The following is a 21,843-nucleotide window of genomic DNA, read 5'->3' as shown; positions in this document are numbered from 1 at the left end:
TTTTGTCTCTGGCGGCACTCTGTCACTTGCCGACGGCTCGCTGATTGAGGACGCTCTTCACGAGGCGGATCATGTCAGCGGGTTCGTAGGGCTTTGGAAGAACGGCAGCAAAACCGTAGCTGGCGGGTTTGGCCATGACGGGGTCGTCGCTGTAGCCGGAGGAGACGATGGCGAGCACTTCGGGATCGTATTGGCGGAGTTTCTCCATCGTGCGGACACCGCCCATGCCATTCGGGATGCTGAGGTCGAGGATGACCAGATCGAAGGCGCGGTTGTTTTGCCTGGCCTCCTGATAAGCACGGACGGTCTCGCTGCCTTCAGCAGTTTCGGTGACTTCGTAGTTCTGACTGGTGAGATTGCGGACGATGAGGGCGCGGACGAGAGGATCATCCTCCAGCACGAGGATGCGGGTGATGGCGGCTTGAGGAGCTGTTTCAAAGGCACGGCTGAGGCCGAGGTCATCGACTTCCTCTCCATCGGCATCGACGGGGAGATAGAGGCTGACATTGGTGCCTTTGCCCAGCTCGCTGCGGACGGAAATGGAGCCGCCGTGGGCTTTGGCGATGCTTTCGCAAACGGTGAGTCCAAGGCCTGTGGCGTTTTCGGCTTTGCGTGTGCTGAAGTAGGGCTCGAAGATGTGCGCAAGGTTCTCGGTGGAGATGCCTTCGCCCTGATCCTGGACCTCGATCAGGATGCCTGTGGGGCTGGATGGCTGATCGCCTGTGAGCTCATGCGGATAAGTTTCCCCTGGATCATGGGGATGACAGCGAACGGTGATGACGCCGCCGTCGGGCTGGGCCTGCTCGGAGTTACGAATGAGATTGCCAAGCAGGCGGCGGATCTGGGCGGGGTCGATGGCGAGCGTGGGTAGATTCGGGACAATCTCCAGGCAGTACTCGATGCGCGCGGCGCGGCTGTGATGCTGGAAGAACTGCTCGATGAGTTCGCCGGGTTGGGTGGGCCGTTTGATGGGCGCTCCACCGCGTGCAAAGGTGAGCAACTGCTGGACAAGGCCCTGGGCCTGGAGGGTGGCCTGCTTGGCGGTGTGGATCTCGGGGAGCTGAATGACGGTGCGCAGACGCATCTCGGCGAGCGAGAGATTGCCGAGCAGGACGGTGAGCAGGTTATTGAACTCATGCGCAAAACCTCTCGCGAGCAGGCCGAGGGATTCGAGGCGGTCGAGGCGGCTGCGGCGCTCGGCTTCTTCACGCTTGGAGGTGATGTCCTGGAGCAGGAGCAGGAGCCCTTCGGCAAAGGGATAGCCTCGCAGTTCGATCCAGATTTGCTTTTCCTCCAGGTAGAGTTCCCGGCTGACAGACTCGCGGTGCAGCATGGCACGCCCAAGGGAGCTGTAGTGCTCTTCACGCGTAGCTGCGGGCAGGAGATCCCAGAGATCGGCGCCGAGGAGCTTCTCTGAACTGCGCCCGAAGAGCTGCTGTGCGCTGGCATTCGCGTAGGTGATGCGCCAGCGCCCATCAAGAGTGATGAGGGGATCGGAGATGCTTTCGACGACATCGACGAGCGGTGCCTGGGTGGAACTGCTCGTGTCAGGCTCGGCAGCGGTGATGGCGACTGCAGATGAGGCAGGGAGTGCGCGGAAAAGGATGACGACGCCGGTGAGCTGGCCGCGCTGGTCCCGCAACGGGGTGGAACGGTCCTGGACGGCGACGCGCTGGCCCTCGCGAGTGGTGAGCCAGACAGTGCGCTCCTGAGAGGGCTGGGAAGGTGTGGCCAGCTCGACCATGGCGGGCTCGCCACTGGGCAGGTAGATGCGAAAGACCTCATGCAAGGAGCGGCCCACACTCTCCTGCTGGGACCAGCCGGTGACGCGCGCGGAGGCGGGATTGCTGAAGACGATGAGGCCGGCGAGATCGGCTACGATGACGCCATCAGCCAGACTTTCGAAGGTCTCGAAGTAGCTCTGCTCGCGGCGGCGGCGCTCGATCTCCTCCTGAACTCGGGTGGCGGCGACTTCGACGGTGAGGCGGAGTTCGTCGTGGCTGAAGGGTTTGAGGAGGTAACCCTGGGGGTGGGTTTCGCGGGCGCGATTCACGGTTTCCAGATCGGCGCAGGCGGTGACATAGACGATGGCCACAGGACCGCGCTTCTGGAGGCGGAGGGCGGTTTCGATGCCATCGGTGGGGCCGTCGAGGTGGACGTCCATCAACACGAGGTCTGGGCGGAGATCATCGAAGAGCCGAATGGCGTCATCGCTGGTGGAGCAAGTGCCCACGACACGATATCCGAGGTCGTTCAGAAACGCGGCCATGTCACAGCCGACGAGACCTTCGTTCTCGACGATTAATATGCGGATTCGGTCAAAACCGGTCATTTGGAGTTAGCAAAACCAAGCTAACTCTAAATATCAGAACTTGCTATAGGAAATCGCAAACGAATTTCGGTTCCGCCTCGTTCAGGTCGGGAGAGCTGGAGTTGGCCGCGCATTTGCTCGGCGAAGACGGCTAGAATCTTCAGACCGAGGCCTGAGCTGCTGCCCGGACGGACACTTTCAGAGAGGCCGATGCCATTGTCTGAGACGGTAAGCTCACCGGTCCTGCCACTGTATCGAAGGGAGATTTGGATCTCGCCCGTGCGCCCGTCTGGGAAGGCGTGCTCGAAGCAGTTGGAGAGGGTTTCATTCAAAGTGAGGGCCAGGGGCATGAGCCACTCCTGCTGAACCACGCCAGGTTTGAGATCGAGGAGAACCTGGACGCGCTCGGAGGTGACTCCGTAGCATTCGCGCAGGCGCTGAAGCAGGACTACCGCGAACTCACGAAAGTCATCCCCTGCTCCGAGGGCGACCTGATAAAGGTGCTGATGGAGGTCGGCGATGGAGCGGACACGGTTCTGGCTGGAACGCAGGGCACCGCGCGCAGTGGGGTCGATGGTGCTGTTGGATTCCAGATTCAGCAGGCTGGAGATGATCTGGAGGTGGTTCTTGATCCGGTGATGGGTCTCGGAGAGCAGGAGCTTCTCGCGGGTCAGATTGACCGCAGGGCAAGGCAGTCTATCAGCCATCTGGAGCATGGCAGAGTCCGCGTGGGAAATAGTCTCTGGCAGACTCTGTCGGGCAGGGGCGGCGGCTTCCGTGATTTCATGGAGGGCGAAGTCGTGCCCCCCGCTGCCAAGTGGCTGAACTTTGACCCGAACGGGATGGCGGGTGCCAGCATGAGAGAAGCAGACGAGTTCGGTGATGGCACCTGGATTTTTCGCCCACTCGCCAAGGTCAGCGTAAAAGCCGGTGGCGTCGGACGGGCGGAAGTGCAGATGCAGAGGACGTCCGAGGGCCTCCTCTCCGGATAGGCCGAGCAGGTCGAGCCCACGCTCGGAGCAGGTCTTGATCCGGCCATGGACGTTGGTTTGGAAAAGCAACGCCTGGCTGGAGACGCTGCGCTGGCCAGCCTGTGTCGGTGGTGAAGCTGGGAAAGAAGTGAAAGCAGCACCAAGAGCTGCCGCGTCGCGGGTGATGGAAGCCGGCTCAAGCTCGAAGTAGTGGATGGTGCAATGAGGCTCACCCTCTGCATCCATGACCTGTGCTAGATGCAATCTGACAGGTCGGGGCTCTGAGCCGTCTTGAAGAATACTCACTTCGAGACTGGCACTGCGTTGATTACGTAGGCGGAGATCACGCAGGGCTTTCGCGTGAGCGATGCCACTTTGAGGTTCCAACCAACGGTCGAGGGGATGGCGGCGCAGCTCATTCTTCGGGTGACCGAGCATTTCTTCGGCAAGGTGGTTGACCTCAAAGACGGAACCCGCCTTGTCCATCAGGACGATGGGCAGGGGGGCTTCCTGAAGCAAGGCACGGAATTTCGCCTCCGTGGCACGGAGTTGCTCCTCATGACGGCATTTCTCAGTGGCATCCTGGATGCTGACGAGCAGTCCGCCGCCCGGCATGCCTGCGGGTTGAAACTCGAGGTCCTTGAGCAGGCCGTCTGCTGTGGCGAGTGTGAAAGTGCGGGTGAGTTGCCGACGCCACACGTCTTCGCGCCAGAGCGTGGCGATATGTTCACGATGGGTGTCGTTGGGGCAGGCGGCTGCGAGCCATTGCTCCACGGATTCGTCCTTTTGCACCGAGCGTCCGAGCAGTCGCATGAGCGGCTGGTTTTGAAACAAAGGCGCGCCCAACTCATCAAGCACGAGCACGCCGAAGGGCAGTGAATCCAGATAATGCCGCAAATGCGTTTCATGCTGGGAAAAAGTCCGCTCTGCTTCGTGCAGAGTTCGCAGTTCCTGACGAGCACGAGCTAGATCGTCCTGAAGGCGGCGAATTTCGAGGCTGTTGCCAAGACTCTCTGCACTTGGCGGCTGTGCGATAGAAGCCAGCGCTGTCGCGATGGCTGGTAAATTTGCCGGGGGTAGAGCCACTCGCGGAGCGGGCTCAGGCGGCAGCGCCAGGGCAGTGAAAAGCTGCATGCCGTCGGCGTGATCCGATCGGGTCAACAACCATCGGGGGGGACGACTGACATTGCTGAGTTCCACCGCCGCCCCCCACGGAGTCAGGTTGGTCGCCATGACAGATGGCAGGGTGAGAGTGACATATCCTGGCTCGTTTGGATCAGCGAGTGTCTCAAGCGTGGAAAGCACCTGCTGCTTCAAAAGACCAGACTGCGGGGGATCGCCAAATGCCTCCCAAAATTCCGTTTCCCCTTCCTTCAAACCACGGGCAAGGCAAACGTTCGTGGCCGCCAGATTTGCCTGGTGGATGACTCCCAGCACATTAAGGGTGACCATCGGCACAGCCAGATCTTGCAGGACGGATTTGGGAGCGCTGGCGGTCGGGACGATGAGCTGGGAATCTTCCCCACCCGAGTCCGGCGCTGATGCATTCTCACCGAAGCGCTCACAAATAATCATCAGCCCACCGACGCTTGCATCTGCCTGCCGACGCCACGGGCGCACCTCCCAGCGGTAAATAATGCGCCGCCCATCAGGCCCTGCGAGAGCATCATGCTCGCTGCGGATGATGTGCCCCTGAAGCGCTCTTTCATAGACCTGACGCCAGCCTGGATGCAGGCTGGGGAAGATATCGAACTGGCTGCGACCCAGCAGCGGTGTTACGCCCGAGAGGCCAAATTCCTCAACCCAGGCACGATTGGCCAGCATATATCTCAGATGCTGATCAAACATCGCCATGGCGACAGGCGCATTTTCCACCAGAACCCCTAAAACCTTTTCCATATCCTCTCCCCAGTAAGGTGGGGCACTTTCCTGAGACGGCAAAGGCATCGTGTCAGAGCCCGGTGGTTGACGGGGTTGGATCACGTTTCGGAGGACAGACGATGACATGAGAGGCCCAGAAGATAGAAACTTGGTTTTTTTGAAATATAAGCAAAGCTTAGCTTATCAACAAGGAGAAAGCTGCTCAATTCTGATTCTCAATTCAGCGCTTTTTCGTGTTTCCCGCCATATTCACTATTCACGATGATAAGGCTCTTTCCGGAGGATGCTGTAGGCGCGATATAGCTGCTCCACCAGAACCACGAGAGCGATCTCATGCTGAAGAGTGAGGGAGGAAAGCGTCCAGCACTCATCCGCCGTTTTGCGGAAAGCCTGAGAATGGCCCTCAGCACCACCTATGATAAGGCTGGCCCGCTTTGTACCACGAAGATCATGATCCTGAATCCACTGAGCAAGTTCGATGCTTCGATAGGCTTTCCCACGTTCATCCAGAACAATCCGCAGACTATCTGCGCTGGCTTGTAGCAGATGACTTTCCACCTGGTCACGCGGTCCCTCTTTGACAATGACATGCTCGACCCGAACCGCTCGCTTGAGCCTTCGCAGATAGTCATCCAGCGCTGTCCGAGTCCACGGCAGAGCTGGTTTGCCGACGGTGATGATTTTCCAATGCATAACCTTAGACTGGCGGCAAAAGAACGAAAAGGCCACCTGTGATAAATATAACATTAATGGATAATAAAGCTGATCCAGCTACTTCCTATAGTCATTGTTGTTGCAAAAACAAAAAAGTTCACTAAAATAGGAACGCGAAATTAAAAATTCGATTCCCATGAACTCACCACAAGCGCTCTTTCGTCTGCCATTGCTCGGTTTTACCGTCATGGCCGTTGTCTCCTGTTCGATGCCTCCCCGCGAAGCATTGAATCAGATCCAAAGCCGCGGATTGATCTCCTACTATATGAGTAATCCATCCGGCGCACCGCTGGGTGGCTCTGCGGCTTCGCGCCAAATAGTAGCATCAAAAACCAACTCGACTTCATCCGCCAGCGCTACGAAGCGGACCTTTCAGCCTCCAGTCAACACTCCGCCGCCTTCACAGATTTCAGGTGATCTTCCTGTCGCACGTGTCGTCGCTGATCTCCCTGGCTACGTCCGCACCCCTTACACGACTCCAGGACGCCTCGTCGATGTTCGTGGGATGAGCCCCGGTGCTAAAGTCGTCTGCCCATACACACAGAAGCCATTCATCGTACCAAACGGGGTGGACAACAGCGCCCCTCGTGTCGCAGCTGCGCCGACTCCCCGAGTCCGCACCACGCCTCGTGTAGTGCACAATCCTGAGCCGGAACCTCGCAGCGAGCCAAAGCCTTCGGCACCGTCATCGGTAAAGCCAAACACGAATGTGGCGGCGATGACTCAGCCAACGCCAGCACCTGAACCCAACCTGGAGCCTGCACCCGCTCCCACCGCTTCGGCTCCAGCATCCGATCTGCCTTACGGCAGTGCCATCCCAGGGCGCGCTGGTTTCGTGAACAGCCCGTATGCCGCCAAGCACCAGCTCGTCGATGTCACCGGCTTGCCCACGGGCATGGAAGTGAAGTGCCCTTATACCGGCAAGCTCTTCCGCGTGCCACCACAGTAGTTCGTCAGCTTCTGAGTTCTTTCTCATCAAGCCCCGCTTCAGCAATGATGCGGGGCTTTTTGTGTCTCCGCTCATCATCTTGGCTGATTTCCCCAAAAATTTGTCTGCTAATCCTCGGCCAGCTTCTCGTAGCATGATGCCACCATGAAGAAGCTGCTTTCCGCCACCATCACTTACCTCATCATCGCTGCCCAGCTCCTCGGAGCAGGCAAGGAAATGGAAGGCGAGCGCAAAGCCGCCCAGACCGCCTGCCCAACGCCGGAGGAAGCCCGCGCCAAAATGAGCGTCCCTGATGGCTACGAAGTCCGCTGCTTTGCGCACGAGCCGATGGTGCAGAATCCTGTCGCCATGACCTGGGACCATCGTGGGCGCCTGTGGGTCGTAGAGGCCTACGAATACCCGAATGGCTCCGATAATCCTGCACCCTTTGGCGGCGAGGCGAAGGATGACCAATATCACCCGATGCCGAAGTTGGGCGAAAAGATCCCCCGCGACCGCGTCATCATCCTCGAAGACACCGACAACAATGGCGAGGCCGACAAGCGCACCGTCTTCGTCGAAGGCCTCGATCTCGCCTCCGCCATCCTTTGCGGCGACAACGGCATCTACATCGGCCAGCAGCCCCATTTGATCCACTTCCGCGATGACGACGGCGACGACAAACCGGATGCCTGGCGCGTCGTGCTGACCGGTTTCGGTCGCGAGGACACGCACGAGCTCGTCAACAGCTTCACCTGGGGCCCCGACGGCTGGCTTTACATGACCCACGGCGTCTTCACCAACAGCAAAGTCCGCCGCCCCGGCCAGCCCGAGAGCGAAGGCTTCAAATTCGATGCCGGAATTGGTCGCGCACGCCCGATGAGTCGTGAAAAAGAAGCGAAGTGGGAATTCGAAGTCTTCGCCGATGGCACCAGCAATCCCTGGGGTTGCGACTACGACGCTGCGGGGAACTTCTTCGTCAGCGCCTGCGTCATCGATCACTTCTTCCACATGGCTCCCGGCGGCATCTACGTCCGCCAGGGCGGTGCGCCGGAGAATCCGTATGCCTACGAACTGCTGCCCAGCATCGTGAAACACAAACACTTCCGCGCCGCCTATGCCGGTGTGCAGATTTATCAAGGCGGCCGCTATCCCGCCGACACGCACGGCCACGCCTTCATCGGCAACATCCACGACAACGCCATCCACGAGGAAGTCCTCACGCCCGTCGGTGCCACCTTCAAATGCGAGCCACGTCGCGACTTCCTGCGCGCCAACGACGGCTGGTTCCGCCCCGTCAGCACCCAGACCGGCCCCGATGGCTTCCTCTGGATCATGGACTGGTGCGACAAGTATCCCTGCTACCAAAACGCCAAAGCCAACCCCGAAGGAGTGGACCGCGAACGCGGCCGCATCTGGCGCGTCGTCACTGTAGAACGGACTTCCAAGTCCGTTCCCAACGCCACGAACTTGGAAGTTCGTGCTACACCCACCCGTGACCACGCTCCCCTCGACCTCAAAAGACTCTCCACCGCCGACCTCGTGAAGACCCTGGAGCACCCCAACAACTGGATGCGCCGGATGGCGAGAAGGATGCTGGTGGAGAGGAACAGGCTCACACTGTCCGAATTGGAAGCGCTCACCAAGGATGCCTATCAGGCAAAAAATGCCGAAGCCTTCTGGGCGCTCGAAAACATGGGAAAAAACACCGATGTCCTCCGTGCTGCCGACAGCACAGACTCCTTCCACAAAATTTGGTTTGCTAGAGCTATGGGAGCGGTCGGCTCTGAAGTAACAGGTGTCGAGCTTCTCCCAAAACTTGCTGGAGATGCTGATCCTAGTGTGAGGGCTGCTGTTGCTATCGCGGTCAGACAGCACTCGAATGTCCGACTTACCGTGGACAAATCATCCGCAATTCTCCCTCCCGAGGGGCTTCAAACACTTTCAGCGCTACTTAGTGCCAGCAAAGGTGATGCCGACGGCATTCTACCTTTTCACATTTGGATGGCGATGGAGCCGATGATGGCCGCTGCCACACCGAAAACACTCGAAGTATTCACATCACTCGTCCCCACCACCCAGCCCCTCTCCCGCGTCCTCTCCCACAAAGCCATGCGCCGCCTGTGCGACACTCGAAAGGCGACGAACCTCGATCTCGCGGTCGAGTTTTGCGAAAAGATTGAGCTTCATGACGTCCTGCTTGCCCATGCTTTGGATGGACTCGTGAAAGGCCAGGAAGGCGGCGTGATCAAACCTACAAAAGACGTTTCTGCTAAGCTCGACAGATGGAGGCATCACAAACGGATCGACGTTGGCAATTCCGCCCAGACGCTCGCGGTGCTGTGGGGCGATGCAGCGGCGGTGAAGGAGATGATCACGGCGTTGCACGATGTCTCGAAGCCGGAGAGGGACCGCATCGTGGTGCTGCAATCACTGCGGAAGGTGAAGACGGACGCGGTGAAGGAAGGCATCAAGCCGTTGCTCGCTCCCAGCACATCCACAGCACTCGCCGTGGCGGCGATTCGTGCGGCGGCGGACCTTGGGAGCGATGATTTCATCGCGCCGCTGCTCTTGCAGGCAGCATCGAAAGACTTCAACATCCGCACCGCCGCCCTCGAAGCTCTTGGCAGCCGTGCGACTTGGACGAAATCCATGCTCGAAGCCATCGCCGAGGGCAAAGTCAGCTCCAGTGGCTTTCCGGCTCCGGTGCGGCGGGCGCTGGCCACCAGTAAGGACAAAGCCATCCGCGATCAGGCCTTCAAAGTGCTCGGCGCGTGGCAGGATTCATCGGAGGATATGAAGTCACTCATCGCCACGAAGAGGCAGGCCGCTTTGACCGGCGAGCCCGACCTCGCAAACGGCAAGTTGCTCTTCACAGCGACGTGCATGGTTTGCCACGAGTTCCACGGCGGCGGGCAAAAGGTCGGCCCCGACCTCATCGGCAGTGGTCGCAGCAATCTTGATGCGCTCCTCGCCAACGTGATCGATCCGAACCAGATCATCGGCAATGGCTACGAGAACTTCACCGTGAGTACGAAGGACGGCCGCACGCTTGCGGGCCGAGTGGTCGAAGACACCCCGAGCCATGTGAAACTCCTCGGAGCCGGTGGTGCCGCGCAGGTCGTGCCGCGCGATCAGATCGCCACGCTTACGAACACGAAACAGAGCCTCATGCCCATGGGCTTCGGCGCGTTCCCCGACACCGCTTTCCGCGACATGATCTGGTACATCCTGGCTCCGCCGGAGGAAGGTCCGCTGACACCGGCGAAGAAAGACCTCTTGATCAAAGGCGTCGAATTTGCCGAAGTCTCCGCCAAACCCAAAGGCACCAACTGGCGTGCCATTGATTGGGAGAGCGTCAGCCTCTGGAATCCCGATTGGAAGGTCAACGCGCCCGATTTTGAGCGCACCCCGGTCAAACTGGCCGAATACCACGGCAAAACGAACGTGCTGCTCATGCACCCCTTCCCGGACAAGAAGACGCCAGCGAGCTTTGAGCGAAAGCTAAAGGTCGAGAAGACGAAGTTGACCTTCAACGTTGCGGCCGATGATCGGGGGGATTGGGTGGTCAAGGTTTTGGTCAACGGTCAAGAGGTCAAGACGATGACCGTGGACCATGACAAGCCGCGCTGGAAGACTGTGGAGGTCGATCTGGCGAAATGGAAGGGCCAGGAGATCACGCTCCGCCTCGAAGGCCACGCCAACGGCTGGAGCATGGAGTTCGGCTACTGGCAGGGGATCACGCTGGAGTAAGCAGAGTGGTCCGCGCAGTCCTCTGTGCGGTCTGGAATCAGCGAGGCAATCCTTCCGCACAGAGGACTGTGCAGACCACTCTCTGTATTACTCCAACCTCGAAAGCTCGCTGACGCGGAAGACGCCGTTCAGAAGCTGCATGTTATCGCGCTCCACCCGCAGGGCGTCGAGGTGCAGAATGAAGGGAAACTCACGTAGCTTCAGGATGTGCAGGCCATCCTTCGGTTCCTTCAAAGCGGCGGCCACATCGGCGAGTTCGGTGATCTTCTTGCCGTTGACTTCCTCGACGACCTGCCCGCTCATGCGCTCGTAGCCTTGTGTGCTGGTGGTGGGGAGCACGGCACCGATGAAGACCACTTTTTTGCGGCCTTCTTTTTCAAACTCATCGGGATTCGTGGCGATGCGTTGGAGACGCAGCAGCGCTCCACCACGCTGTTCAGCGCCAAAGGAATTCAGGTAGGCAGAGGTGAGTTCCTGGAAAAGCACGCCACCACTGAGCACATACTTCGGTCCTTTATCGAAGAGGTATGGCCGCACGAGGTAGTCATCGGGCTGCTTGCGGGTGAGCTTGCTCTTGAGCACGATTTCCTTGCCATCGCGGATGACTTTCATCTCCACATCATCACCGACGAAGGACTTCCCACGCACGAGATGGCTGGCGCTGACGGCACCGAACTGCGGGTCCTGGTAGTCGCCACGCGAGTCGATGCTGAAGCCATTGATGGAAGTCAGGATGTCGCCTGGCTTCACACCTGCTTTGTCGGAGGAGCCGCCCTTCATGACCTTGCTGATGAAGACACCTGGAGCATTGTCCTTGAGTCCGAGGTACTCGCGGAACTGTTCATCCAGCGTGACCTGAAACTCGATGCCGAGCGAGGGGAAGCCATCATACTTGCCGTCAGCCACATCTTTGAGGAAGTGCTGGATGATGGGTGCAGGCAGGAGCGTGGCGACCTGGTTCTTCGAGTCGTAACGCAGCAGCAGTGCGGCGAGCTTGCCACCTTTCACAATGGGGAGCGTGAAGCTGTTCGACTCACTGCGGATGATGCCCGTGGCTTCATAGACGAGGAAGGCGGCGTTATCGACGATGTAGCCCTGCGTCATGACTTTGCTGATGCGCATGGGCGTGACGATGAGGTCACCCACTCGACCTGCCTGCCAAACCGAGAGGGAATCGCCAATCCGCGCCGAGGTGTCCACCTGCACACCAGTGAGACCGGTGAAGAATGCTTTCTCCTTGGCTGGCGAGTTCGGTGCCAGCAAGGCGAGATTCGCCTCATAATCGACGGCTTCGACCTTCGCTGGGATCTTCTGGCCGCTCTCGGGCAGCTCGAGTTCGATGTAGTTCGCATCCGCCACCATCTGCGCGGTGACGAGCACGCGGTTGTTTGGCAGCACGACACCGAGGCCACGACGTCCTCCAGCGCTTTCCTTCTGCCAGGGGATCTGGACGTTGTAGTTCTGGTAGGTGACGTTGACCTTGAGCAGTGAGTTCGTGTTGATCACCGCCTGCGGAAGCTGCGGCGGACGAATCATGGTGCCGATGGGTTTGCGGATGCCGACCGGTGGCTGTGCGGGTGCCAAAGGAGTGGGCCAGATGGTGGCATCCTTCTTGTCGGGCGCCTGCGCAAAGGTGAGGCCGGTGGTGAGAGCGAGAGTAAGCGAGAGAAAAGTCTTCATGGCGGGCAAATGTTGGGATCGAGGTGGTGTCGCCATGTCGGATTATTCGTTGCCGAGGTAGGAGTCCTCGGGGATGCCATACGTCTGCATGATGCGGGGATGTGCAGCTTCGGCGAGGTCGCGCTTCAGCACGATCGGGCGGCCTTTCTCCAGCAGTTTGATGACGACGAACTCTTTCTTTTCACCCTCCTTCTTCAGGGCTTCGGCCACGTCCTGGAGGTTGCGGATTTTCACCCCGTTGATCTCGTCGATCACGCTCTGAGCATACACGCTGAAATGCGTGTTCACCTCGTCGGAGAGCACGGAGGTGAGCATCACGGGCTCCGGCCGCTCGACGTAAAGTTTGTCTGTGAGGTAGTTGTCGAAAAGGAAGTTCGCCACGGAATCGCGCACTTGGTGGGCGTCCATCAGATTGCGGTCCATCGGCTGGAAGACGAGCCCTGCATAGACAATGTAGCGCGGGCGTTGATTGTATTGAGAACCCAGCCGGACATAGGGATCGAAGCGCTTCAGCTCGATCTCCTTCTCCAGCTTCTTGCCATTGTGCAGATAGGAGAGCTTCAATTTGTCCCCGGCGAACTTGCGCTCGACGACTTCGTTCATGTCCATCAGTTCGCCTTCGAAGCGGATCAGCCCGTTGTTCAACACGGGATTGCCATCCATGGCGAGCAGCACATCGCCACGCTGCAAAATGCCAGCACCACTGCCGGCAGGCTCCACATCGGCAATCATCACGCCGATGCCGTCATCGCCGATGCCAAGCGCCTTCTTTTGAGCGGAGTTTTCGACCGCAAAATCGGTGATGGCGAGGTCCACGTAGTGATCGTATTTGCCGTCATCGACATCTTTGAGGAAGCGCTGGATGACGGGCACGGGAATGATGTAGCCGACATTCTGCGCCACGCTGCCACTGAAGCCCTGGAAGGCCACGCCGACGACTTTGCCGCTTTGCAGCACAGGTCCGCCGGAGTTGCCGGGATTGATGGCCGCATCGACCTGGATGGAAAGATGCGAATCCACACCGCTGTGGCTGAAGGTGCGGAAGTCGATGCGAGAGACCACCCCGCGTGTGACGGAGATGCGGTCACCGCCGATCGGATAACCGACTGCGATCACTTCCGTGTTGAGCTTTGGAATGCCGCCGAAGGTGAGTTGCTTCAGCTTCTCAAAGGGAGCGCCGTCCTCGGCCTCAATGATCGCCAGGTCACAGTCATGCGCGACGTGGACGATGCGCGCGGGATGCGGCTGTGGGTCGTTCGTGGTGCGGATCACGATCTTCGTCGCATTGCTGACGACGTGGGCGTTGGTCAGGAAACGGTTTTTGCCGATGAGGAATCCGGTGCCGCTGCCGCCCGAAGGCTGCCCGGCGTTCCACGGCTCGCGGAAGTCGGGGAAGAGCACGGAGACGTCGATGTTCACGATGCCCTCCCACTCGCCCGAGTTCATGTCGATGGCCTGGCTGGCGTTTGGCGCTTCCTGGCTGTGGGCGGTTGGATTCAAACAAACCCCGCAGAGCAGGGCGAGGACAGGCAAAATATGGCGTGGATTCATGATTCGGGATCTCGTGACGGGAAAGATACGCAGCAGGGCGCGACTATGACAAGAGCTTCGTCAAAACGTTGGCTTTCCTGCCGGGAGGCTTGCATTCAACGCCACCCGCCCGACTGTTCACGCCGCCAACTTCACTCTCGTTTCTTTTTCCCACCCACATGCCCGACTGGCTCGCCGTCATCATCCTTGGAATCATCGAAGGAGTTACCGAATTCCTGCCCATCTCCTCCACCGGGCACCTGCTCATTCCTCAAAATCTGGGCTGGCTGCCGAAGCAGGGTGATCTCTTTGATGTGGTGATCCAGAGTGGAGCCGTGCTGGCCGTGCTGGCTGTCTTTACGAAGCGCGTGAAGCATCTCCTCACCACGCTGGGGGATCGCACGACGCAGGATTACCTCATGAAGCTTGGCGCGGCATTCTTGATCACCGCGGCTGGCGGACTGGTGATCAAGAAGCTCGACATCGAATTGCCGGAAACCATCGCCCCCGTGGCCTGGGCGACGCTCATTGGCGGCATCATCATCCTCGTCTTGGAGCGTCTGTATCGTGGCAAGACAGGCGTCGTCGAGATTACCTGGGCCGTCGTTGTCGCGGTGGCGGTGGCGCAGTTGATCGCCGCCGTCTTTCCTGGCACATCCCGCTCTGGGGCCAGCATCCTGATGGCCATGGCCTTCGGCATCGCGCGCCCGGCTGCAACGGAATTTTCCTTCCTGCTTGGCATTCCGACGCTGATGGCAGCGGGCGGTTTGAAGATTGTCTCCGCCTTCCTTGATGGCGAGGCCGCTCAGCAAGACTGGGGTCTGCTAGCGCTCGGCACCCTCGTCTCTGCCATCTCCGCTTTCGTCGTCGTGAAGTGGCTCATCCACTTCGTTCAGAGTCACACCTTTGTCGGCTTTGCGTGGTATCGCATCATCCTCGGCGTCCTATTGCTGGTGATGGCGGCCAAGTCGGGTCACTGATCTCATCCTCGCGCCCATGCTCGACTACGTCCGAGGCTACTTCCGCCGCACCGTTTTTAAAACGATCCGCTTCCTCAAACATCCGAGGAAGCTGAAGCACAGCGGTCTCATGCGCTGGTTTGCCCTCCACTTTCTGAACAAGCGAGTCTGGAAGCCCACGCAGCATACCTTTTCGGGAGGCATGGCCATCGGCACCTTCATCACACTGCAATTGCTGCCCATCCAGATGCCCTCCGCCACGATCCTCGCGGCCATCTTCCGAGTGAACATCCCCATCGCACTCGTGATGTGCTGGCTGAGCAATCCGGTGACGATGGCAGCGCTCGTTCCACTTGAGTATCAGGTGGGGAAATGGGTGCTCGCCTGGCTCACCGAGGTGCCCTCGACGCCTTTCCCTACCGAGCTTCCCCCAGATGTCGCGGGGATGTGGCTCGCCTTGAAGGAGCACGCCCCCGTCATGCTCTTCGGCGGCGTCATCCTCGGCGGGTTGTTGGCTCCGCTGTCGTATGTCGCCTCGTATTTTAGCTGGGGCTGGTTGGAGCACTGGAATCGTGAGCGCAAGCAGCCCGTGCTTCCGCTCGATGACAGTAGCAAAGGATGAGCCTTATTTCGCCCTTGTCTGGAACGTGCGTGAATGCTTCTGCGATGGAACCGCAATCGTGTAGCTCTTCCCTTCCGCACTGACGGTGCAGTGAATGTGCTGCGCGGCGCAGCCTTCGGCCAGATCGCCGTGGTTGGCGATGTAGGCCTTGTCTGCCGTGTTCTCATGATCTTCTCGGACGTTCTCATGCACCTGATACATGGCTTGAATCGTCGGCGTGGACTTCAGTGCATCCATCGCAGACTTGCTGGTGCCTTTGCGCGGGCCGTTGTTCATTACGGAAACGGTCGGCTGGAGGCTTTGAATGAGCATGGGGTTGTTGCTCACATCCAGACCGTGATGATTTACCTGATACAGATCCACCGTCCCGACGAGATTGAACGGTGAGACGAGCTTCTCTTCCGCATTCCAGGTCAGATCTCCCCCGTCAAAGAACCGGAAGCCACCGAAGTCGAGCACCAGCACGACGCTGTTTGCGTTATCGCTTGGATCAGGTGCCTTCGGTGGCACGGAGCCTTTGAGCGGATTCTCCGGCTGATCGGGATACGGCGGGATGAACTTCTGATTCGCGCCCAGGCACTTCAGCGAGATCTTGGGACTGCCTTCCGCTTGCTTCAGCGGCACCACGTCACCCGCAGCGAGCGTCACCCGCTTCTCCACCTTGGCATCGCGATACGGCCTGCTCGCCAGCGTCCAGCGTAGATCCTGCGCCTTGCCATCCGGACTACCTTCGGTGATGCCTTTATCGTAAAGAGTGCCGATGGGCATCAGCGCCGCCAGTTCAGCCAAACCACCGAAGTGATCCACATGAAAGTGCGTGATGACGACATGGTCGATGCGCTTCAGTCCCGCGATCTCCGTCGCCACCTTCTGGATGCGCTGCGGATCTCGACCGCCGGGATTGCCGGTGTCCACGAGCACGGATTCACCTTCCGGTGTCACGATCAACGTCGAGCCACCGCCCTCCGAGTCGATCCAATAAACGTCGAGTGTCTTCTCGCGTGCGTTGGCAGCGAGCGTGAGGGCAAAGAAGGCGGCGAGCAGTGATTTCATGGTGTGATTTGATTCAGGCAGAACGGGCCACATCAGGCAACTTCATTCGCCTTCAGCACGCGCAGCATGTTGCCACCGAGCACCTGACGGATCGCATCGTCGCTGTGACCGCGCATGATCATGCCGAGTGTGAAAAGAGGCCAGTTGCTCCAGGCGATGCTCTGCTCTGCCTCCAGCGTCGTGACGTAATCATCCTTCGGCCAGAGGTGCTCCCACTTGTCAGCGGGGCCACCGGGTGACTTCAGGAGCTTGGCGCGCTCTTCTTTGTCATAGCGGGAGGTGTAGGCCACGTCGCAGCCGATGCCCGCGTGCTTCGCTCCGAACTTTTTGATCAGATGATCGAGATGATCCATCAGCGCGGTGATGTCTCCTTTGCCGCCAAGGAAGCGCGAGATGCAGCAGATGCCCACGAGCCCATCCGTGTCGCAGATGGCTTTGATCGTGTCGTCCGGCTTGCCACGGAAGTGCTTGTACAAAGACGCGCAGGTCGTGTGGCTCGCCACCATCGGTTTCGCGGAGGCTTTCGCGGCATCGTAGGCAGTCTTCCAGCCGCTGTGAGCGGTGTCCACGATGACGCCGATCTTGTTCATCTCAGCGACCGCCGCATGACCGAAATCACTCAGCCCGCCGTCATGTGGCTCCCCTGCCCCGTCGCCGATGGGATTCCGCCGGTTGTAGGTCAGATGCATCATGCGCGTGCCCAGCTCGTGGAAGATGCGCACGAAGCGCAGCTCATCCTTCACGCTCTCCCAGTCCATCATCAACGGCACGCCGTTCGTCGTGAAGCACAGTCCTACATTCCCCGCCTTCTTCAAAGCCACGATCTCCTCCGCCGTGACCACTTTCGAGAGCGCAGGCTTCATCAGATCCGTCGCCTTCGTGAAATGAGCCAGACGTTTGATCAGCCGCATCGGGTCGCTGCCTTCTTCGCCCGTGTTTTGAAAAATGCAGGTCACGCCAGCGGCATAGAAGGCATCGAGGAATTCCTTCCGCTCGCGCTCGTTCGTTGCGTTGCGGTTCATCGAGATCGACTCACGAAGATCGGCGATCTCTGCGGCTGAAGCGCCGGACTTGATGGCCTCGTTCATCGCCTCCGCATCAATAGCACAGCGAGGCGCGAAGCCGTAGCTCTCAAACACCACCGAGCCGAAATGCAGCTCCCACGCGTGCTCGATCTGCGCCTGCGTCGGCTTCAGCAGGTTGATCGCGATCTCGCGTGGCTTGTCGATGGTTGGATTGCCGGTGATCCACAGCTTCTTCGCCTCCTGCGAGCGGGCGTGAATGTGGAAGCTGCTGGCGAGCGCGGCCAGCGGCAGAGACTTGATCAGATGACGACGTGAGAGCGGTGAGTTCATGCGGAGAGCAAAGGTGTGGGACTTATTTCAGGGCGCGCTTCAGCAGGTTCGCGGTGATCTGCTGCACGCGTTTGTCCGTGCCATGCGGACGCGAGTAGTGGCTCCACACCGGCATGTGACCGGGCGGTTTGCTCAGGCCCTGCGCCCACCAGATGGTCGAGGCATTGAAGATGAAGTTTCCCTTTGGCCCATCAAAGATAACAGCCTCCCACTGCTGCGGATTCCGCCCGCCCTGGAAAGCCGTGCCACCGGCCACGATCTCCAGCCCAGGCAGGTCTCTCGGCGCATCGCCGTGATATTCCCAACCAATCATGCCGGGGATCGAGTCGCCCTTCTTCATGCCCGTGCCCTCAAAGATCCAGTGCTCCGGCTTCGTGCAGACCCAGTCGCCGCCACCGTTCACCGGGTCGATGTTGCGCACGCCCATCAGGTAGCCTTCATCCGGTCCGCGATGCGGATACGGCCCGTAGTCCTTCTCGCGATCCATCGCATACTTGTAGTCGCCCCCATACGGCCCACCACGGAAGATGCGGCGGTTCAGAGCGCCGCTCGCATTCGGTGAAAACGGTGTCACCCAGCACACCGAGTTGCCGGAGAGGAAGAGCAGGTTCACCCCCGCGTCCTTCATCTTCTCCACGCTCTGGTATTGGCGGATGTCCCAGTATTCGTCGTGACCCACACTGATGAAGGCCTTGCACTTCAAGCCATGATCCGGCGTGATCATGTCCACGTTCGAGCAGTAGCTCACATCGTAGCCCTGCTGCTCCAGCCAGAAGCCCATCGGGAACTCAAAGCACAGCCACTCCCCGCTGCCCACGGACTGCGGGTTCTCATAGATCTGCGCATACTTCGCATACGGCCGGTCAAAGCTCACATCCGCCGTCGAGCCCTGGTTTCCCTTCGGGTCCGTATAGAGCGAGTAATTGTCCGGCCATTTGTTGTAGGCCTGCCAGGTGTTGTCACTGCATTGGAGCAGAATGTCCGCCGGGCGGTCATCGGTCACGATGAAAACCACGTAGCTTTGCCAATACGGTTCATCGCTCGTAGTTCGGGCTTCAGCCCGTTCTGGGGTCTTCGTTTCTCCAGACGGGCTAAAGCCCGAACTACGAACTCCTGGCAGCGTCGTCAGCCTGCCGAGATACACGCCGCTGACCCAGTCACTCGGGATCATCAGGGAGGCGCTCTTCTCCCACTGGCACTCGCGCAGACGCTTCTCACCCACAGGCGGCGTCGGCTGCTCCTTGGCCTCAAATGGCCCCAGCTCCGTCATCAAGCGGGCGCCTTTGCCGCCGTAGTAACCCGTGCGGAAGATCTCGATCTTGAACTTCGCCGCCGGCTTCGCGCTCACGTAGAAGTCCAGCACCTCCCCCGTCTTCACCGACTGGCGCGAGCAGTAGCCCTCGATCACCGCCGACCGATACGCGCTGCCATCTGGCTTCATCCGTGTGAGCTGCCAATCGTTCGATCCCGGCAGCGCGTTTTCTTTTTCAATCAGGTTCATACCAGAGAATAAGCACGCCGTGAGACGCTCCTTTCTTCGAGTTCCGTGAGGCGGTCACTACCCCGGATGATGAATCGGAATGAGGGCACGTGTCCCAGCCGACCAAACTCGCCACACCATCCCCATCGGGAAGCCACCGCATTGACCTCTGACGTTGGGTTGCGTCTGACAGGCTGCCAATCTGTTTGGTTGGAACACTGGCTGGAAAGCCTATGCTGCGAGCCATGTCCGACATCCGCGCCCTCGAACCCAACTCTCTCTGGAACTGCTTCGCCGATCTCAATGCCGTACCGCGGCCATCGAAGCGTGAGGGGCGTGTGGTGGCCTTCGTGCGTGAGTTTGCAGAGCGCCACGGCCTCACTTCGATGCTCGACAGCGCTGGCAATGTGATCATCAAGAAGCCCGCGACGTCGGATCGGCAGGCCCAGCCTGCCGTCATCATGCAGGCGCATCTCGACATGGTCCACAAGGCAGCCGATGGACTGAACTTCGACTTCGACACGCAAGGCATCGACATGTGGGTGGATGGCGACTGGGTGCGGGCTCGCGGCACCACGCTCGGTGCTGACAATGGCCTCGGCGTGGCCGCGATCCTCGCCGTGCTGGCTTCGAAAGACCTTTCACATCCACCCATTGAGGCACTTTTTACGCTGGATGAGGAGCAGGGCATGGGCGGCGCGCTCGGACTGCAACCCGGCCTGCTCACGGGCAAAACGATGCTCAATCTCGACTCTGAGGAGGACGACACCTTCACCATCGGCTGCGCAGGTGGCGTGGACACGCTGGCGAGTCTCGACTACACGGAGTCAAGGCTCGGCCCCGATGAGCTATACTTCGCCATTCACGTCACGGGCCTGCGTGGTGGTCACTCCGGTCTGCAAATCCACGAAGGACGCGCCAATGCCATCAAACTCATGGCCCGCATCCTTTGCGCCTGTGGTGTTGAAGTCGTCGCTCTAAGCACCATGCGCGGCGGCAGCGCCCGCAACGCGATTCCGGCGCAATGTACCGCGCAGGTCGCCATCCGCGATCAGTCGCGTTTTGATGAACTCTTCCAAAAAGAGATCGAAGGCATCCGCGAGGAGTTCCGCCTCATCGAACCAAATCTGAGCATCACCGCGCAGCCGATGAAGCCCGATCACGGCTCCATCTCAACGATGACTGCCCATGAGCAAAGACCCTTCGTCCTCGCTCTCCAGGCCGTGGTGAATGGCGTCTATCGCATGAGTCCGGTCGTGCCAGGCTTGGTGGAGGCTTCGTCGAATCTGTCGCTCATCTCGCTCGGCAATGGTCACGCGGAATGGAGCGGCCTTCAGCGCAGTTCGGTCGATTCGAGCAAGGCGGATGTCGCTCGGACCTTCGCCGCTCCCTTTGAGATGATCGGCGCAAAGGTTGTCCATGATGCTGGCTATCCCGGCTGGAGCCCCAGCGCCGAATCGCCCATCTTGGAGAAAATGAAGTCGCTCTACCGCGAACTGTTCCGCCACGACGTGATTGTCAGCGCATGCCACGCTGGCCTCGAATGCGGCGTCATCGCCATCGCCTATCCCGACCTCGATATGATCTCCTTCGGCCCCAACATTCATGAGGCCCACTCCGAGAAAGAGTGCTGCAGCATCTCCTCCGTGCAGAAGTTCTGGAAGCTGCTCACCGCGACGCTGGCGGCGATGTAGTTTATCTTGATCAATGATCTAACCCTGCAATGGGAAAGTCAGAACTGCGTGTGTGCTGTGACTGAATGATGGCCTCCATCTTCGCCACGATCTCAGGGTGATCGGCAGCGACGTTGGAGGTTTCTTTTTCATCTTTCGAGAGATCGAACAGCAGAGTGGCTGGCACTGCCGTGGCTGCTTTCATCTTACGACCAGCGAGACCTGTCTTGATGAGTTTCCAGGAGCCCATGCGGACGCAAAGCTGGCCGCCGTAGCCGGCAAATTCGCGGTAGAGGAATTCACGCTCGGGCTGGGTTTTCCCAAGCAATGTTGGCGCGAGGCTCATGCCATCGACATCCTCAGGCATCTTGTCTTTGCCATCCGCTAGATCGACTAGCGTAGGCAGCCAATCCTCGAATCCGGAGACGCGATTCGAGACACTTCCAGGTTTGATTTCCCCCTTCCAGCGCACGATTCCAGGGGAGCGGATGCCGCCCTCGAAGAGCGTGCCTTTGCCATCGCGCAGGCCTTGGTTGGAATTGAAGAAATCGCAGTCGGTGCCCGCAAGCTTCGCATGGGTGCCATTGAGTGGGCCATTGTCTGAGATGAAGATGAAGACGGTGTTTTCATCGAGTCCGAGCTCTGCCACGAGCGCCATGAGTCCTCCGATCTCACGATCCATACGCGTGATCATGGCAGCGTAGGCGGCCTTCGGGCTAAAATGTGGGATGTAGCCCTTTCCGCCGGTGTAGGGCGGGTCGTCCCAGAGTCCGATGTACTCGCTCAAAGAGTCATCGGGCACTTGTAGCGCCACATGCGGCACGGTCGTGGGCCAGTAGAGAAAGAATGGCTTGTCTTTGTGCTGACGCACGAAGGCCCGTGCCTGTTCGGCAATGAGATCAGGCGAGTAATCGACACCTTGGAAGCGCTTAT

General features: G+C 59.4%; 14 protein-coding genes. 5 read left to right on the top strand and 9 right to left on the bottom strand.

Going from position 1 to position 21,843, the window contains the following annotated elements:
• Positions 1–22 precede the first annotated feature (22 nt).
• The 3 genes from AC6FTP_RS03485 to AC6FTP_RS03475 all read right to left on the bottom strand — a co-directional run bounded on the left by AC6FTP_RS03485 (position 23) and on the right by AC6FTP_RS03475 (position 5,892).
• A complete protein-coding gene (locus AC6FTP_RS03485) occupies positions 23–2,332 on the bottom strand; it encodes a hybrid sensor histidine kinase/response regulator (protein ID WP_497205512.1) in 2,310 nt (769 codons plus the stop codon).
• A gap of 26 nt (positions 2,333–2,358) precedes the next feature.
• Positions 2,359–5,181, bottom strand: coding sequence for a PAS domain S-box protein (locus AC6FTP_RS03480; protein ID WP_497205511.1), 2,823 nt, complete (start codon positions 5,179–5,181; stop codon positions 2,359–2,361).
• Positions 5,182–5,415: 234 nt separating this feature from the next.
• Positions 5,416–5,892, bottom strand: a complete 477-nt coding sequence (locus AC6FTP_RS03475; RefSeq protein WP_497205510.1) for a 23S rRNA (pseudouridine(1915)-N(3))-methyltransferase RlmH — start codon at positions 5,890–5,892, stop codon at positions 5,416–5,418.
• A 121-nt stretch (positions 5,893–6,013) separates the two neighbouring features.
• Between AC6FTP_RS03475 and AC6FTP_RS03470 the strand changes: the two genes are divergently transcribed.
• Positions 6,014–6,826: a hypothetical protein gene (locus AC6FTP_RS03470; protein ID WP_497205509.1), complete on the top strand. Its 813-nt coding sequence runs from the start codon at positions 6,014–6,016 to the stop codon at positions 6,824–6,826.
• A 144-nt stretch (positions 6,827–6,970) separates the two neighbouring features.
• On the top strand, positions 6,971–10,558 hold the full coding sequence (locus tag AC6FTP_RS03465) for a PVC-type heme-binding CxxCH protein (protein WP_497205508.1): 3,588 nt from the start codon (positions 6,971–6,973) through the stop codon (positions 10,556–10,558).
• A gap of 87 nt (positions 10,559–10,645) precedes the next feature.
• On the opposite strand, the gene AC6FTP_RS03460 is transcribed toward AC6FTP_RS03465, so the two are convergent.
• Positions 10,646–12,238 carry a S1C family serine protease gene (locus AC6FTP_RS03460; RefSeq protein WP_497205507.1) on the bottom strand — a complete coding sequence of 531 codons (1,593 nt, stop codon included), beginning with the start codon at positions 12,236–12,238 and terminating at the stop codon, positions 10,646–10,648.
• A 42-nt stretch (positions 12,239–12,280) separates the two neighbouring features.
• The gene (locus AC6FTP_RS03455) at positions 12,281–13,789 is read right to left on the bottom strand and encodes a S1C family serine protease (RefSeq protein ID WP_497205506.1); all 1,509 of its coding nucleotides are present in this window, start codon (positions 13,787–13,789) and stop codon (positions 12,281–12,283) included.
• Between the two features lie 158 nt (positions 13,790–13,947).
• Between AC6FTP_RS03455 and AC6FTP_RS03450 the strand changes: the two genes are divergently transcribed.
• Together AC6FTP_RS03450 and AC6FTP_RS03445 are read left to right on the top strand one after the other, a co-directional pair.
• Positions 13,948–14,748, top strand: coding sequence for an undecaprenyl-diphosphate phosphatase (locus AC6FTP_RS03450; RefSeq protein WP_497205505.1), 801 nt, complete (start codon positions 13,948–13,950; stop codon positions 14,746–14,748).
• Between the two features lie 16 nt (positions 14,749–14,764).
• The gene (locus AC6FTP_RS03445) at positions 14,765–15,349 is read left to right on the top strand and encodes a DUF2062 domain-containing protein (protein WP_497205504.1); all 585 of its coding nucleotides are present in this window, start codon (positions 14,765–14,767) and stop codon (positions 15,347–15,349) included.
• Between the two features lie 3 nt (positions 15,350–15,352).
• On the opposite strand, the gene AC6FTP_RS03440 is transcribed toward AC6FTP_RS03445, so the two are convergent.
• From AC6FTP_RS03440 to AC6FTP_RS03430, 3 genes are read right to left on the bottom strand one after another with little or no spacing between them, the layout of a single operon-like run.
• On the bottom strand, positions 15,353–16,402 hold the full coding sequence (locus AC6FTP_RS03440) for a ComEC/Rec2 family competence protein (protein ID WP_497205503.1): 1,050 nt from the start codon (positions 16,400–16,402) through the stop codon (positions 15,353–15,355).
• A 32-nt stretch (positions 16,403–16,434) separates the two neighbouring features.
• Positions 16,435–17,757 (bottom strand): dipeptidase, encoded by a 1,323-nt coding sequence (locus AC6FTP_RS03435; protein WP_497205502.1) that lies wholly within the window; start codon positions 17,755–17,757, stop codon positions 16,435–16,437.
• A gap of 22 nt (positions 17,758–17,779) precedes the next feature.
• Entirely contained in the window at positions 17,780–19,258 is a 1,479-nt protein-coding gene (locus AC6FTP_RS03430; protein ID WP_497205501.1) for a N,N-dimethylformamidase beta subunit family domain-containing protein, read from the bottom strand.
• Between the two features lie 224 nt (positions 19,259–19,482).
• On the opposite strand from AC6FTP_RS03430, the gene AC6FTP_RS03425 reads away from it, so the two are divergent.
• The gene (locus AC6FTP_RS03425; RefSeq protein ID WP_497205500.1) at positions 19,483–20,931 is read left to right on the top strand and encodes an aminoacyl-histidine dipeptidase; all 1,449 of its coding nucleotides are present in this window, start codon (positions 19,483–19,485) and stop codon (positions 20,929–20,931) included.
• 10 nt (positions 20,932–20,941) lie between these two features.
• Here the strand turns inward: AC6FTP_RS03425 and AC6FTP_RS03420 are convergent.
• Positions 20,942–21,843: sulfatase-like hydrolase/transferase (locus AC6FTP_RS03420; protein WP_497205499.1), on the bottom strand; the 902-nt coding region annotated here is incomplete at its 5' end.

Origin of the sequence: Prosthecobacter sp., from assembly GCF_044378005.1 — a bacterium.
Lineage (GTDB): Bacteria > Verrucomicrobiota > Verrucomicrobiia > Verrucomicrobiales > Verrucomicrobiaceae > Prosthecobacter.
Note: the sequence above shows the minus strand (reverse complement) of the source record. Positions and strands in the feature narration are given on the sequence as shown.